Origin of the sequence: Bacillus hominis, assembly GCF_030348325.1 — a bacterium.
GTDB lineage: Bacteria > Bacillota > Bacilli > Bacillales > Bacillaceae_G > Bacillus_A > Bacillus_A hominis.
The window spans coordinates 2,739,338-2,754,314 of sequence record NZ_JAUCFS010000005.1; the positions used below are offsets into that span (position 1 = coordinate 2,739,338).

Annotated in this window: 15 protein-coding genes; 1 reads left to right on the plus strand and 14 read right to left on the minus strand. The window is 37.5% G+C overall.

The window, feature by feature from the left end; genetic code table 11:
* Nucleotides 1–42: 42 nt before the first annotated feature.
* Nucleotides 43–681, minus strand: coding sequence for a nitroreductase family protein (locus QUF93_RS16695; RefSeq protein WP_000185381.1), 639 nt, complete (start codon nt 679–681; stop codon nt 43–45).
* Nucleotides 682–699: 18 nt separating this feature from the next.
* The gene (locus QUF93_RS16700; RefSeq protein WP_000204180.1) at nt 700–1,128 is read right to left on the minus strand and encodes a MarR family winged helix-turn-helix transcriptional regulator; all 429 of its coding nucleotides are present in this window, start codon (nt 1,126–1,128) and stop codon (nt 700–702) included.
* 287 nt (nt 1,129–1,415) lie between these two features.
* Between QUF93_RS16700 and QUF93_RS16705 the strand changes: the two genes are divergently transcribed.
* Complete coding sequence (locus QUF93_RS16705) at nt 1,416–3,359, plus strand: elongation factor G (RefSeq protein WP_289359518.1); 1,944 nt, start codon at nt 1,416–1,418, stop codon at nt 3,357–3,359.
* Nucleotides 3,360–3,428: 69 nt separating this feature from the next.
* Here QUF93_RS16705 and QUF93_RS16710 read toward each other — a convergent pair whose 3' ends face one another.
* From QUF93_RS16710 to QUF93_RS16765, 12 genes are all read right to left on the minus strand, one after another.
* A complete protein-coding gene (locus QUF93_RS16710) occupies nt 3,429–4,541 on the minus strand; it encodes a cupin domain-containing protein (RefSeq protein ID WP_289359519.1) in 1,113 nt (370 codons plus the stop codon).
* 13 nt (nt 4,542–4,554) lie between these two features.
* The gene (locus QUF93_RS16715; protein ID WP_289359520.1) at nt 4,555–5,055 is read right to left on the minus strand and encodes a DinB family protein; all 501 of its coding nucleotides are present in this window, start codon (nt 5,053–5,055) and stop codon (nt 4,555–4,557) included.
* Complete coding sequence (locus QUF93_RS16720) at nt 5,052–5,996, minus strand: fumarylacetoacetate hydrolase family protein (RefSeq protein WP_289359521.1); 945 nt, start codon at nt 5,994–5,996, stop codon at nt 5,052–5,054. The genes QUF93_RS16715 and QUF93_RS16720 overlap by 4 nt, the downstream gene beginning before the upstream one ends.
* A 93-nt stretch (nt 5,997–6,089) precedes the next feature.
* Complete coding sequence (locus tag QUF93_RS16725; protein WP_289359522.1) at nt 6,090–6,647, minus strand: hypothetical protein; 558 nt, start codon at nt 6,645–6,647, stop codon at nt 6,090–6,092.
* 55 nt (nt 6,648–6,702) lie between these two features.
* On the minus strand, nt 6,703–7,932 hold the full coding sequence (locus QUF93_RS16730) for an FAD-dependent oxidoreductase (protein WP_289359523.1): 1,230 nt from the start codon (nt 7,930–7,932) through the stop codon (nt 6,703–6,705).
* 55 nt (nt 7,933–7,987) lie between these two features.
* On the minus strand, nt 7,988–8,404 hold the full coding sequence (locus tag QUF93_RS16735; RefSeq protein WP_289359524.1) for an acyl-CoA thioesterase: 417 nt from the start codon (nt 8,402–8,404) through the stop codon (nt 7,988–7,990).
* Nucleotides 8,405–8,424: 20 nt separating this feature from the next.
* Nucleotides 8,425–9,984 carry a class I adenylate-forming enzyme family protein gene (locus QUF93_RS16740; protein ID WP_289359525.1) on the minus strand — a complete coding sequence of 520 codons (1,560 nt, stop codon included), beginning with the start codon at nt 9,982–9,984 and terminating at the stop codon, nt 8,425–8,427.
* 108 nt (nt 9,985–10,092) lie between these two features.
* Nucleotides 10,093–11,271 (minus strand): acetyl-CoA C-acetyltransferase, encoded by a 1,179-nt coding sequence (locus QUF93_RS16745; protein ID WP_289359526.1) that lies wholly within the window; start codon nt 11,269–11,271, stop codon nt 10,093–10,095.
* A 15-nt stretch (nt 11,272–11,286) separates the two neighbouring features.
* Nucleotides 11,287–12,066, minus strand: coding sequence for an enoyl-CoA hydratase/isomerase family protein (locus QUF93_RS16750; protein WP_289359527.1), 780 nt, complete (start codon nt 12,064–12,066; stop codon nt 11,287–11,289).
* Between the two features lie 18 nt (nt 12,067–12,084).
* Nucleotides 12,085–12,939, minus strand: a complete 855-nt coding sequence (locus QUF93_RS16755) for a 3-hydroxyacyl-CoA dehydrogenase family protein (protein WP_289359528.1) — start codon at nt 12,937–12,939, stop codon at nt 12,085–12,087.
* Nucleotides 12,940–13,196: 257 nt separating this feature from the next.
* Nucleotides 13,197–14,582 (minus strand): glycoside hydrolase family 1 protein, encoded by a 1,386-nt coding sequence (locus QUF93_RS16760; RefSeq protein ID WP_289359529.1) that lies wholly within the window; start codon nt 14,580–14,582, stop codon nt 13,197–13,199.
* Between the two features lie 48 nt (nt 14,583–14,630).
* The gene (locus QUF93_RS16765; RefSeq protein WP_289359530.1) at nt 14,631–14,951 is read right to left on the minus strand and encodes a PTS sugar transporter subunit IIA; all 321 of its coding nucleotides are present in this window, start codon (nt 14,949–14,951) and stop codon (nt 14,631–14,633) included.
* Between the last annotated feature and the right edge of the window lie 26 nt (nt 14,952–14,977).

A 14,977-nucleotide genomic window follows, 5' to 3' on the forward strand; every position in this document is an offset into this window, starting at 1 on the left:
TTTCCCCTCTCATAACTCACTTATTTCTGTTTTTTTATAAAATTACTTCCACTCAGCAACTTTTTCAACTGGAAGACGTACTGATTGGTAACCACTGTCCGCAGCTTTTCCGATTGAAATTAACATTACTGGTACGTGACGCTCTTTATCTAATCCGAATGCTTCAGCGATTTGATCTTTCTCAAATCCACCGATTGGACAAGTGTCATAGCCGTGAGCACGAGCTGCTAGCATAAATTGCATTGCTACAAGACCACCATCAATTAAAACCGTATCTTTCATTACTTCTGGTGTAACCATTGAGAAGTAACCTGAAAGTTTTTGCATTTGATCTTCTTTTACTTCAGCTGGCATTAAACCACGCTCAACTGCTGTACCGTAAATTTCTTCTGCGTTGTCAAAGTTGTTTAAGTCACCAAATACAGCAATCATTGCTGAAGATGTTTCTACTTGAGATTGATTGAATTTCGCAAGTGGCGCAAGTGTTGCTTTTGCTTCGTCACTTTCAATAACAAGGAAACGCCATGGTTGCATATTCACTGAAGATGGTGCAAGTGTTGCTTCTGTAAGAATTTCTGTCATTTCTTCTTTACTAATTTTCACCGAAGGATCGTACTTACGGATTGAACGGCGTCCTGTTAAAATTTCGTTAAAATCATTAGTTTTTACTGAGTTAGTCATAGTTGTATTCTCCCTTTTTTATAATTCTTTTATATTTTCTTGAATGTGATTTAACATATTTAAAAGATTATCGCGTTCTTCCTCACTTAATCCTTTAAATGCAGATGCTGCAAAACGCTCTTTTTCCTCTTGAAACGCTTGAATTTTATTTCGTCCCTCTTCTGTAAGAGAAACTAACGTAATTCTGTTATCATCTGGATTTTTACGTCTTACAATCATTCCGTTTGCTTCTAGCTGTTTTAAATGCCTTGTAATCGCAGCATTATCAATATTCACTTCTTGCTGAAGTGCTTTTTGACTAATTTCACCTACTTCATATAACTGAAGTATAAGCTCTAATCGAGACTGGCTCATACCCGTACACCCTTCAAACTTCGAACTTACTTCTTTATTTAGAAAGTGTAATTTATATAAAATAATCGCTTCTTTTGAGCATGAACTTGTCAAATTACCCCTCCTTTACATCCAAAAAAACGTTTGATGTATCAATAGTTGATATGTCAATTAATATAATGGATACCGATTTAAAATGCAAGCATTTTGTTTTCACTATTTATCTTTTTGAAATTCGCCTATTAATATTTTTCCAAAATAAGGCGTTTTATAACGTTACAAAAAATGTAAATTACATTATAATAGTAATAATTTAAAGGACTGGAGAGTGATTGTAATGCGGCAATACACAAATAGAAATGAGGAAATGAAAATGGAAAATGAAATGAGGATATTTATATATGACAACAATAAATATAGGGATTGTCGCGCACGTAGACGCTGGCAAGACGAGTTTGACTGAGCGTATTCTTTTTGAAACGAATGTGATTAAAGAAATTGGCCGAGTTGATAGCGGAAGTACGCAAACTGACTCAATGGAATTAGAAAGACAGCGCGGAATTACGATTAAAGCATCTGTCGTTTCTTTCTTTATTGGTGACTTAAAAGTAAATGTCATTGATACACCTGGACACGCTGATTTTATCGCTGAAGTGGAGCGAGCGTTCCGCGTTTTAGACGGTGCCATTTTAGTTATATCAGCCGTTGAAGGGGTGCAAGCACAAACAAAGATTTTAATGCGAACATTACAGAAACTAAACATACCTACTGTTTTATTTGTTAATAAAATTGATCGTAGTGGAGCAAATACTGAAAAAGTTCTGAAACAAATAAAAGAAATTCTTTCATATGACGCATTCCCCTTCTACTCTGCTGAGAACGAAGGAACAAAGGAAGCTCGTATTATTGAATATAAATCCTATGACGATTGTATGGAACGATTAGCACTGTATAATGAATCATTGCTTGCATCATATGTAAATAACGAAATAGTACCGGACATACTATTAAGAAAAGAACTAGAAATACAAATACAGCAAGCAAATGTGTATCCAATCTTTTTCGGTTCAGCAATGACAGGTATGGGAGTAGCTGAACTACTTGGAAATATTTCAGCTTTAATTCCAGCTAATAAATCGGCACAAAATGAAACATTATCTGGTGTTGTGTTTAAAATAGAACGTGAACCTTCTGGTGAAAAGATTGCTTATGTAAGAGTTTTTTCTGGTAGCTTACACGTTAGAAAATATGTTGATATTCAGCGCGGTGAGTCTCAATCACATAAAGAAAAGATTAAAAAAATGTGCATGTTTCATAATGGAACTGCCGTTCAAACTTCTACCGTTCATAGCGGTGAGTTTTGTAAAGTGTGGGGACTGAGCGATATTAAAATTGGTGATATTATCGGTGAACGGACGGATTATATAAAAGATATTCACTTTGCCGAGCCGCAAATGGAGGCTGTAATTGATGCAGTACCAAAAGAGCGAATTCATGATTTATACGCTGCTCTTATGGAACTATGTGAAGAAGATCCACTCATTAAAGTGTGGAAAGACGTTGTTCATAATGAACTATACATTCGCCTTTTCGGTGAAGTGCAAAAAGAAGTGATTGAAACAACACTTTATGAAAAATACAATTTACAAGTTACTTTTTCAAATACGCGGGTTGTATGTGTTGAAAAGCCAATTCGCATCGGGAATAGTGTTGAAGTAATGGGTGAAAAAGCGAATCCATTTTACGCAACGATCGGCTTCAAAGTCGAACGTGGTAAGCTTAACTCTGATATAACGTATAACTTAGGTGTTGAACTTGGATCATTACCTTTAGCATTTCATAAAGCGATTGAAGATACTGTATTTCAAACGTTAAAACAAGGTTTATACGGATGGAAAGTTACGGATATTTCAGTCACATTAACACATACCGGCTATGCTAGTCCTGTTACAACAGCGAGTGACTTTAGAAACTTAACACCGCTCGTATTAATGGGCGCTTTAAAACAAGCTGAAACATGTGTATATGAACCAGTAAACGAATTTGAATTAACTGTCCCAGAGCGCGCAATTAGTACCGCAATGTATAAACTAGCTGCTATTCCAGCAACTTTTGCAGAACCTATATTATATAATGACTCTTACCAGTTAACAGGATCATTACCTGTTGCGAAAACAGAAAATTTTAAACGAATGCTACATTCGTTTACTGAAGGAGAAGGTATCTTTACAGCAAATCCAGCTGGTTTCACAAAACTGAAGGCTCCCTTCCCTACTCGAAAACGTGTTGACTTTAATCCGCTGAATCGGAAGGATTATTTGCTTCATGTTTTGAAAGCTTACTAATTAACAAATAGAAAAAAATGCCCTCTTGTATGATATTTTATTTACTAGAGGGCACTTTTTTACACAATATCAAGGTAGAGCTGGTTCAAACTCTCCTGTGATTGTTTGATATCCATTATTGTTCTCATATTCCTGTTTCCGCTCTAACCCGAACTTTTCTAAAATAGGAAGGTCATTTGTTGAAAATACATAACTATTTTCTAGCGCAACGTGTTCGTGCCATGACCAGTTTGGTACAACAAAGAAGTCTCCTTTCGACCAGTCAAAGCGAACACCATTAATAATCGTATATCCTGCCCCTTCATGCACATGATAGATTGATGCATGCGTATGACGATGTGCTTTTCCTTTGAATCCCTTCGGCAATTTTTGCATCCAAGCTGCAATCGTTGGACACGCTGTTTCACCGTTCGATGGATTTATATATTCAACAGCATAACCATCGTAAGCATCTGGCTCAAAACGACTTAATCCGTTAAGCGCCGCTTCCGTCCCTGACCATTTGTAAGAATTAAGTGGAGCTTTCTTTGCATATCGGTCGGAAATCGGACGAACCATTCCACCTTCATAACGCTGAGCAGTATAATTGTCCGGCACGTTTGGCTGTTCAATTTTTTCCGGATACGGCTCAAAAAACGTACCGCCTAGATAGTAAATGGTTGGAATATCAAGGCAATCCATCCAAATCATCGGTTTGTCACCAGTGTGACCATGTCCATGCCACAGTCCATTTGGAGTTGTTAAGAAATCTCCCCGTTCCATGAAAATACGCTCTCCTTGCACAATTGAGTAAGCCCCTTCTCCTTCCATGACGAAACGTAACGCATTTTGAACATGCCTATGTGACGGAGCGGTTTCTCCAGGTTGTATCAATTGAACCGCTGCATATAATGTTTGGGTGGTTGATGCCCATCCCCAAGGTTTTCTATAATTAAGTCCTGGATTTTGTAAGTAGATGGCCCGGCGTTCTCCCCCGCGGTCTGGTGTAAATATTTGCGTCGCTTCCGTTAACTTCTTTTGAAGCAATTCAGATTTCCATAGGTACGCTTGCGCATGTGGTTCAGGTGTATGTTTCATTAAATCTGGAATCGCGTTCCACAGTGGTCCAAGATGGTATCGCTCTATGTCACGGTTGAAATCTTGCACGATATCACTTTCATAAAAAGTACTTTTTTCTGCCATTTTGCTTTCCTCCTTACCGTTTGGTATATTTAGATACATTGCGCTTGATTTGTTTATAATGCTTTTCTGTATGTTCTACGATGAGGTGATTAACAATAAAGTCAATCGTCTTATTGCTGAATCGGGGATTACGACTTGGAGCTTGAATTTTCAACTCTTCGTCTGTTAATGTGTTGAGTACATTTTCTATGATGATTGGTATAGAAGAAAGTTGCTGAATGACTTCTTCTACAGATTTATTATTTATATTTTCTTCTGAAACTGCTTGTAGACGCATTTCATCTGTTAAACCTCGTCCCCATAAGTTTTCATGGTTTAATTTAATACTGTTAATTTCTTTTGCCCAATACGGAATAGCTTCCGCTACATGTGTAATAATTTGCATAATTGACCATTCATCTTCTGAAGGCTTCCATCGAATTATTTCTTCAGGCAATGACTTAACAATCTTTTTTATATTATCGATTGATTCATAAATAGATTCGACCGCATGGATTTGCAAGTTTTTCGTCATAATACTGGCACCTCTAATGTTTGTCTTACTCTATTTTCAAGTACGCCTACTCGATCAACTTCAATACGAACAATATCTCCATCTTTAAGAAATACTTGTGGATTACGTGCAACACCGACCCCACCTGGTGTACCTGTTAAAATGACATCTCCTGGTTCTAACGTCATTAAACCTGATAAGAACGAAACAAGATATTGTACCGAGAATACTAGATTAGCAGTATTAGACTGTTGACGCTTCTCCCCATTTACTGTTAAAACAATATTTAATCCAGATGGGTTCGTTAATTCATCTGAGGTAGTTAACCAAGGTCCCATTGGGGCGCTTCCCTCAACTGTCTTCCCTTGAAGCCATTGAATGGTACGACGCTGAATATCACGATACGTAATGTCATTCACAATTGTGTAACCTGCTACATAATGAAGTGCATCCTCCTCTGAAACATTTCGAGCACGCGTTCCGATTACAAAAGCAAATTCAGCTTCGTAATCTAGTTGTTCAGAAATCGGGTAAAACGGAATATCATCTTGTGGACCAACTACTGTATTCGCAAACTTCGCAAAGATGACCGGAAATGTAGGTAATTCTCGTTTCATTTCCAAAATATGTTCACGATAATTGTGACCTACACATATAATTTTCCCTGGCGAAGGTACTGGAGCTTCTATTTTCACTTCACCTTCCTCAAATACCAATTTATCTTTATGGTTTTTCATAAGCGCATAAGCGATCGCATCTTTCGCTAGATTCATACTTTCTGTTCCACCTTGTAAAAATCCATTCATATCCTTTGGTATATACGCCTCTGCAATTTGAGCGGCCCTTATATTTCCCTCACTTGCCAATTTCGCCTTAAAAGCAGCATGCAAATCAATCAATTTTCCGTTCTCTAAAGCAGCGATTCGAGTTTCTCCGTTATGTGTAAAAGTAACAAGTTTCATATTTATCTCCCTTTCCTTTACATGAATGAAAGTTCTACCTTCCCAAATAATCGAGAACGATAGTAGCGTATGACTTTCAGGCCCTATTCTTTGTTATAAAAGATAAAAAGTATTTCCTTCTGGTCCAAGTGGTACATGTCCCATTTCTATTAACTCTATAATTGGGAGAAATACATTTTTTTCTTCAGCTAATTCAGCGACACATGCAAGAACACTTACGTACATCGCATGCCCAACGAGAAATTTCACTGTTTTTTCCTCTCCTAAAATTTCGAACGCTTCTTTATAAACACCATGAAAAATTGCTTCTGGTACTTTATCTACTACATCTACAAGAAGTTTTTCGTTACCTACACGTACAATTTTTTCTTTCAATTGATCTGGCACTTCTGCTAGTGCCCCCCATAAAGCATTTTCTTCAAAGGAAATTCGCCCAATTGTCTCATGTAATTGTTTTCTTGAAATCCATTTGATTTCATATTCACTAACGTTTAGAGAACTCATAAATTGATCTATTTTCTTCTCTGCTTCTAGATTTTGCTGTCCAATATTCCTATACCAGTCCATTGTCATTAACCGCTCAATCATTCCATTTGTAGAACGTGCATGAAAACCATACTTTTCTTCATTCATAAATTGAGACAAAACCATTTCTTATCGCTCCTTTCATATTGTTCACGTTACCCATCTAAGTATTTGTATAATTTTAATATTTCGTTGTCAGTTCAGGAGGTCCAAATTTCGGTCCGTATGGTCCCTCATCAAGCCATCTTCCTAACCTTGGAACGATGGATACTAATGAAGCAGCAATGTCGCGTTTCATGTTCATTTCAGGAGAATTCCCCTGAAGGTGATGAAGTGCAGTAGTTGAAGCATCGCGGTTCCACTGCGCTGCAATTCGGCGTTCGTTTGCAGCTGCTTCAATCGCATACATCCGCTCTTCTTCAGAATTAGATTGTAGTGCTTTCTCAATACCTCTCGCAGCAAGAACTGCATCTGGAACTCCAGAATTTAATCCACGTGCACCGAATGGCGCGAATAAATGTGCTGCTTCTCCAGCTAGAAGAATACGACGTTTTACGTCAGTAAATGAATTTGCCACTACTTGATGGAAACGATAGGAAGACACCCACGTAATCCTCTCAGCGTACTTAGCATCCATTACTTTTGGCAACCATTTCTTAGCACTTTCAATATTTGTATAATCGTCTGGGTTATCTGACTCAAGTAGTTGTAAATCAATACGCCATCCGCCTTTAAACGGAACAAACATTACATTTCTTCCCTCCATAGCTGGATGCTGATAATGGAATATTCTTTCTAAAGGAAGTGGATCTGTTTCATCTTCTTTTGCATCCACAACGATAAAAGTATCTGCCGTGCGCGGACCTTCAAACTTTAATCCCACTTGCTCTCTTACGATTGAGCGAGCTCCATCACATCCAATTACATACTGTGCCTTTAAGATTTCGCCATTTGTGATTGTTACTTCTACTCCAGAGTCTGTAATGTGTAACTTTTTAACTGGAGCATCCCAAAGGAATTCAACGCCTGCTTTTATACATGCCTCATACATATGCTTTTCGATTTCATCTTGATGAAGTGCTGTGAAATGAGGCAATCGGTTATACTTAAGGTTTTCATCCTTACCGTAATTTCGTACATATACTTCTTTCCCTTTATAAAACGTTCGTTTTACAGGCCAAATAATTCCGTTATGGGCAAGTGTAAAACCGAGGCCTTCTGAAGTCTCCTCCAGCAGTTTTAACGAAGCACTGTGCAAATAAATTGCTCTACTTCCTGGACGTGGTCTTCCGAATGAATCTCCTTCTATTACTAATGTTGATATCCCCTTCTTTTGTAATGCAAGTCCTGCTACAAGTCCTACCGGGCCCGCACCAACAACAATGGCATCATATTTTTTTTCTTTTCCCATCAATATCTCCCCTTTATTCACAATTTCCCATTATGATATCTTCACTCTTTCTTATTTAACTCTCTACAGTTTTTATCTCCGGCATCATCTTCCTCCGAATATCCTCAGGTATTGGATGCGCTTTCGCTTTTTCTTTGAAAGAAGTCCATGCACGAGTTTCATAACCTTCTGCCACGACCTGTTCGCCTTTTACAAAAACATGTTGAATTGTAAAAACTTTATTATGCAATTCATTCACAGTACTTTTCACAACTACTTGGTCTTCAAAACGAAGAGGCGACTTAAATTGGCATTTTGCTTCTAGTAAGGGCAAACCAATTTGTTGTTCTTCGTAAAGTTCGACTGAAGGAAAACCAATTTTTTTAAAATATTCATGAGTTGCTTCATCCATCCATTTATAAAAATTAGGATAGTACACAATGCCCGCAGCATCTGTGTCTCCCCACCTTACTTGAAAAGTATATTCTTCCATTATGCCTTCCCTCCTATCTATCAAACTGTTGGACTAATATTTGAAGATACTTGTTCTCTCAGTTTCAACTTTTGAATTTTCCCACTTGCTGTTACAGGAAATTCATCGGTAAAGATTACTTTCTCTGGTAATTTATAAATTGCCATTTTCTCTTTAAGATAGAGTTTCATTTCTTCTTCTGAACTTACTTCTCCATTTTTTAACCGTATGACCGCACATGCAACTTCTCCAAGTACTTTATCTGGAAGACCTACAACTGCTGCTTCGATTACTTTTGGATGTTTCATAATGACTGCTTCAATTTCCTGAGGATAAACGTTTAACCCACCTCTTATGATCATCTCTTTCTTTCGCCCTACAAACCTTAAATATCCTTGGTGATCAAGAGTACCTAAATCTCCTGAATAATACCAACCTTCATTATCCAAAACCTGTTTTGTCTGTTCAGGCATATTATAATAACCTTTCATTATCCCAAATCCCTTAACGGCGATTTCTCCCACTTCCCCGGGCGGGAGCGCTACTCTATTTTCATCGACAATTTTTAACATAACTCCTGGAATTGCCTTTCCGAGCGTTTCTATAATGTTCTGCTTCGTATCACTATAAGGAGTCATCGTAACTGAAACCGTTTCAGTTATCCCGAATGATTGACAAAGGTTAATGCCCATCCGTTCTCGTATCTCCGTCACTGTTTTTGCCGGAATAGGTGCTGCGCCAACTAACCCAGCACGCAATGAAGATAAATCATATTTATCAAAACCCTCTAATTCTAGTTCTTTTATAAACATTGTTGGTACGCCTTTTTGGATGGTTACCTTTTCTTGTTCAATTAATTGTAAAGTTTCTCGCGGACGGAATTTTTCTTGTAATACTATTCGTCCCCCCATCGCTACTGCACAAAGCATATTAATTGCCATACCAAAAATATGAAATAGTGGTGCTGAAATAATAAATACATCCTCTTGTGTACAATGCAGCTCTATTCCTATCGTTTGTGCGGATTGTACAACGGCACGGTGTGTAACCATTACACCTTTTGGGATTCCCGTCGTCCCTGACGTATATAATATACAAAACAAATCTTCGTTCACATTTATATTTACTGGTTCAATATCCATTGTTTCTTCTGTACGCATTAACTCCTCATACGTACTAAGATTTTCTTGTGGAAACCTTACTGTAATAGCTTTTTGTACCATAGTAAGTACTTTTTCAAAACCAAAATTCTTTTCAAATTCTCCGGATGCTATTAATAGCTTCGGAGCTGAACCTTTCAATATAAATTCAATTTCATATGATTTATATTTTGGATTAAAAGGAACAATTATTGCTCCTAGTTTTGCTGCTGCAAAATAGATTACTACTGTTTCGGACCAGTTTGGTAGAGATACGGCGATAAGGTCGCCTTTACCTACTCCTAGTCTCTTAAATGCAGTAGCCAAACAATCTACTTCATTTTTCAATTGTTTGTATGTAATTCGTCTCGTTAAATCATATATTGCTTCTTTTTCACCATAAGATGAAGTAACAAATTCTAACAGCTCATACACCGCTAATAAGTTCATATTCTTTTTCATTCTCTCACTCACTTTCTATTGTCTTACCTACTAGCTCGCGTTTTTTATCCCATACTTATAGCGGGACAAACGATGTAGGAAAACCAGGAAGGACTCTCCCTGGCTTTTCTAGTACAACGCTTCCCAAATCGCTGCAATTCCTTGACCTCCGCCAATACAAACAGCGGATACCCCATACTTTTTATTTCTTCTTCTTAGTTCATAAATTAAGGATAGAGAAATTCTCGTTCCACTCGCAGCAAGTGGATGGCCTATCGCAATTGCCCCTCCATTTACATTCGCTTTATCAAGATCGAACCCTAATTCTTTTTGACAAGCTAAGTACTGCGCAGAAAATGCTTCATTAATTTCAATCAAATCTAAGTCTGCTAAAGTTAGATTCGCTTTTTCTAATGCACTTTGAATAGCTGGAACCGGTCCAATTCCCATATACTTCGGTTCTACTCCAACAACAGCCCAAGAAATAAGCTTAGCAATCGGTTTTAATCCTCTATCATTTGCAAAATTACTGGATGCTAAAACAACTGCCGCTGCACCATCCACCATTCCGCTTGCACTGCCTGGAGTTACGACACCATTTTCAGCAAAACGGGGTTTTAATTTTGCTAATTTTTCTAGGCTCGTATGACGGATATGCTCATCTTCTTCAATGACCTGTTCTCCTTTTCTTCCTTTCACTGTTACTGGAACAATCTCTTCTTTTAAATACCCTTTTTCCCTTGCCAAAAGAGCCCGCTCATGACTAGAGAGTGCATGCTGATCTACTTCTTCTCTCGTTAAGTTATATTTTGCAGCCAAATTCTCGGCTGTTTCTCCCATCGTACATTTACCATACGTATCATAAAGACCATCCCATAACCAATCTTCTAAAGCCGGACCGCCGAGTGGACTTCCCCATCTCATTCCAGGTATTACATGCGGTACTTGGCTCATGTTCTCAGTTCCTCCTGCAAGTGCAACGTCTGCTTCCCCGCAAAGAATATAACGAGCTGCCGTTAAAATAGATTCAACACCAGTTCCACAAAGACGATTGATCGTCAACGCAGGGACATGAATAGGTGCTCCGGCTTTTAATCCAACATGCCTTGCTAATAAATGTGCATCTTTACTAGACTGCTGAACATTACCAAATACAACCTGATTAATATCTTCAGCAGATATAGAAGCTTTTCGTATTGCTTCCTTAGCGGCAATTGCCCCTAATTCTGTTGCATTTAAGCCTCGGAACGATCCCGAAATTTCAGCGAACGGAGTCCTAGCTCCCTCCAATAAAACAATCTCTTTCATATCCCATTCACCTCATTATTTCCCTAAATAAACTGGTTTTCTTTTTTCAACGAATGCTTGTAAGCCTTCTTTACGATCCTCTGTTGCAAAAGCATTTCCAAAACAGGTGCTTTCAATTATTAAGCCTGTTTCAAGGTCAGCATTACTACCTACATTTACCGCCGTTTTTAACATTTGAAGTGCTACTGGTGGTTTTTTTGCCAATTTATACGCCCATTCCTTTGCAAATTCAAATAACTCTTCCGCAGGTGCTACCTTGTTGACAATATGTAAATCGAACGCACGCTCTGCATCAAACATATCTCCGAAATAGAGTAATTCTTTCGCTATCCCCTGGCCGACAATTTTTTGAAGACGCTGTGTCCCTCCGCCTCCAGGAATAATTCCGAGTCCCACTTCTGGAAAAGCGAATTTTGCTTGATCCGAACAAATGCGTAAGTCACATGCGAGTGCGAGTTCAAAACCACCGCCAAGAGCTAATCCATTTATCGCCGCAATAACTGGTTTTGACATATTTTCAATCTTGCTAAATACCGTTCGTGAAGTCTTATTCATTTTGTTAACACCGACAAGATCAAGTGCTGCCATTTCATTAATATCAGCACCTGCGACAAATGCCTTCCTTCCGCTTCCTGTAAGAACGATTGCTCGTACTTCTTCATTCGCCTCTAGTTCACCAAATAAATCAGAAAGTTCATGAAATACTTGTGTATTCAACGGATTTACAGGTGGTCGATTAATCGTAACAATCGCAACTCTATTTTCAATTTCACAAATTAAAAACTCATAATTCATAACTTAATCCCCCATTCTTTATTCATAATCATAAAAACCTGCACCTGTTTTTTTGCCGTGTCTACCTGCTCTAACTAGCTGCTTTAAAAGAAGCGGTGGCGCGTATTGATCATTATTTAATTCTTCTTTGAAGTACTCCATCACATGATACCCAATATCTACACCTGCAAAATCTTGTAGTGCAAACGGCCCCATCGGATAATTGAGGCCCAGTGTAACAGCCTTATCAATATCTTCTGCAGAAGCAACCCCATCTTCGAGTAATTTAATCGCTTCAATAAATTGCGGAATCATTATTCGATTTACAATAAATCCAGGTGAATCTTTCTTTACTTCAACTGGTTCTTTCGAAAGCTTTTTAGATAACGCTTTCAATCCTTCGACTGTTTCATCACTCGTTTTATATCCGCGAACAACTTCTACAAGTTTCATAAGTTGTGCAGGGTTAAAGAAATGCATACCCGCCACACGATCTGGACGATTCGTTGCTGAAGCAATCTCTGTTATAGACATAGATGAAGTATTGGTTGCAAGTATAGCCCCTTCCGGAACGATTCGATCAAGAGCTGCAAACACTTCCCTCTTCAAATCTAATTTTTCTAACACGGCTTCAATAACTACATCCGCATCCTTCATATCTTCTAAAGTTGTAGTGAGTCGAATTCGGCCAAGCGCCTCTTCTTTATCCTCTTCTGTCATCTTTCCTCTTGTAACACTCTTCGCCATAAAGCCATTCATACGTTGCATTGCACTATCTAAATAACGCTCTTCTATATCATGTAAAATAACCGTAAACCCATGTAATGCAGCTAAATTTGCAATGCCAGAACCCATAGATCCTGCACCGACAATGCCAATTGTTTGAATTGCCATTTTGCTACCTCCTCAAATCCTTTTTAAATATTCTGTAAATAAATTATATCTATATCCAAAAAGTTTTTGTATGTACATAGTGTAGGAAATATACATATTTCTTTCGTACAATTTGAAGGTATCAATTTTGATTTAAACAGCTCTGTATTCTATCTGAAGAGAGATACTGTTATTTTCCGAATAAAAAGTGCGTACCTCAAAACAAATAACATTTTCTTGAGGTACGCACTCTATGATGTAAAATTTGAAACTATATGCTATCGTTCGGTTCCATTTGATGAAATAACTTCTTTATACCAATAGAAGCTCTGTTTCTTTATTCTTTTTAAATCTTTCAAATCATCTTCATCACGGTTTATATAAATAAAACCATATCTTTTTCTAAAGCCTTGATGCGTAGAAATTAAATCGATTGCCGCCCAAGGACAGTAACCAATTACATTCACTCCATCTGCAACTGCCAATTCCATCTGTTCGATATGTTTTTTCAAATAATCAATACGGTATTGATCTTGAACTGTTCCATCTTCATCTATCTTGTCGTAAGCACCTATCCCATTTTCCGTAACGATAATTGGCAAATGATAACGATCATGCACTTCTCTTAATGTAGCTCGGAATCCGATTGGATCAATCTCCCAGCCAAAATCGGTTAATTCTAGATGTTCATTATCGTCACCCATGAAGAATCCTTCTTCGCCTACTTCAATTTGTTGATCACCAGCATCATCAATTACAAAGTTTTCGTCATATTCACTAACAGTAATAGAAGAATAATAGTTAAAAGCTATATAATCTGGTTTTGAACTAGATAGAATCTCCATATCTCCCTCTAGAATGACCGGTTCAATATTTTTGCTTTTCATGAAATTCCACGCTATATTGTTATATCGTCCATACACAGCCATATCTAGATATAACCAATTACGAATTGCGTTACAATTTTGAGCTGCAATTATATCATTAGGCTTACATGTTTTCGGATACACATAACTAATATTTGGTGCTGGACCAATTTTCGCATCATGTATCATCTCGTGACATAAGTTTGTTACCTTTGCCTCTGCTAAAAGCATATGATGATTTTGCTGATATAGCTCTTTTTGAGATACTATCGATGTCCCAACAGCCTGTCCATGTAATATCATCATGTTCTGTTCATTAATTGTTAACCAATTCTTAACCCGATCTCCAAAACGTTCAAAAAGGATTTCACAATATGTAACAAAAGCATCGATGGTAGCACGGTTACTCCAGCCACCCTTTTTCTCTAATTCATACGGTAAATCAAAATGATACATCGTTACTAACGGTACGATATCATGCTTCAGCAATTCATCGATAAGATTGCTATAGAATGTAATACCTTTTTCATTTACTTCTCCCGTACCATTTGGAAGAATTCGAGTCCAAGCTATTGAAAAGCGATATACTTTTAGCCCTAATTCAGAAAATAGTTTCACATCTTCTTTAAAATGATAATAATGATCACTGCAAACTTTAAAATCTGACGTACCTTCAGGAATAACCTTCACATCTTGAACAGAAGGGCCTTTTCCATCTGCATTATATGCGCCTTCTACTTGATAGGCACTTGTGGAAGCTCCCCATAAAAAGTCTTTTTTAAATGTAGTATTGAGCATCTTTTTGCCTTTCCCTTTCAAAAATAGTTTTGTTATAGTTTGTTTCTATTAATTTTGTTTCACTAAAAATGTTTCATAAACACTTATAAGCTCTTCCGCTATTATTTTAAATCCTTCTGCACTCATCAATTGATCTTCTGCATGCGCTAACAATAAGCTTACTTCTACTTTTTCACCAGCTGCTTCTTTACTAATTAATCCAGCATGTGCTCTATGCCCTTCAATAAAAGTTTCACTACCTTCATTCATTAATTCTCTTGCTTTTTCAAAGTTACCCATTTTTGCTTCTTGAATTGCTTCAATATATGAAGATCGTGCACTACCTACTGCTGATATAATTTGAAATACTACTAATTCATTTTGTTCCATTACAATTCTCCTAACATTTTTTTATT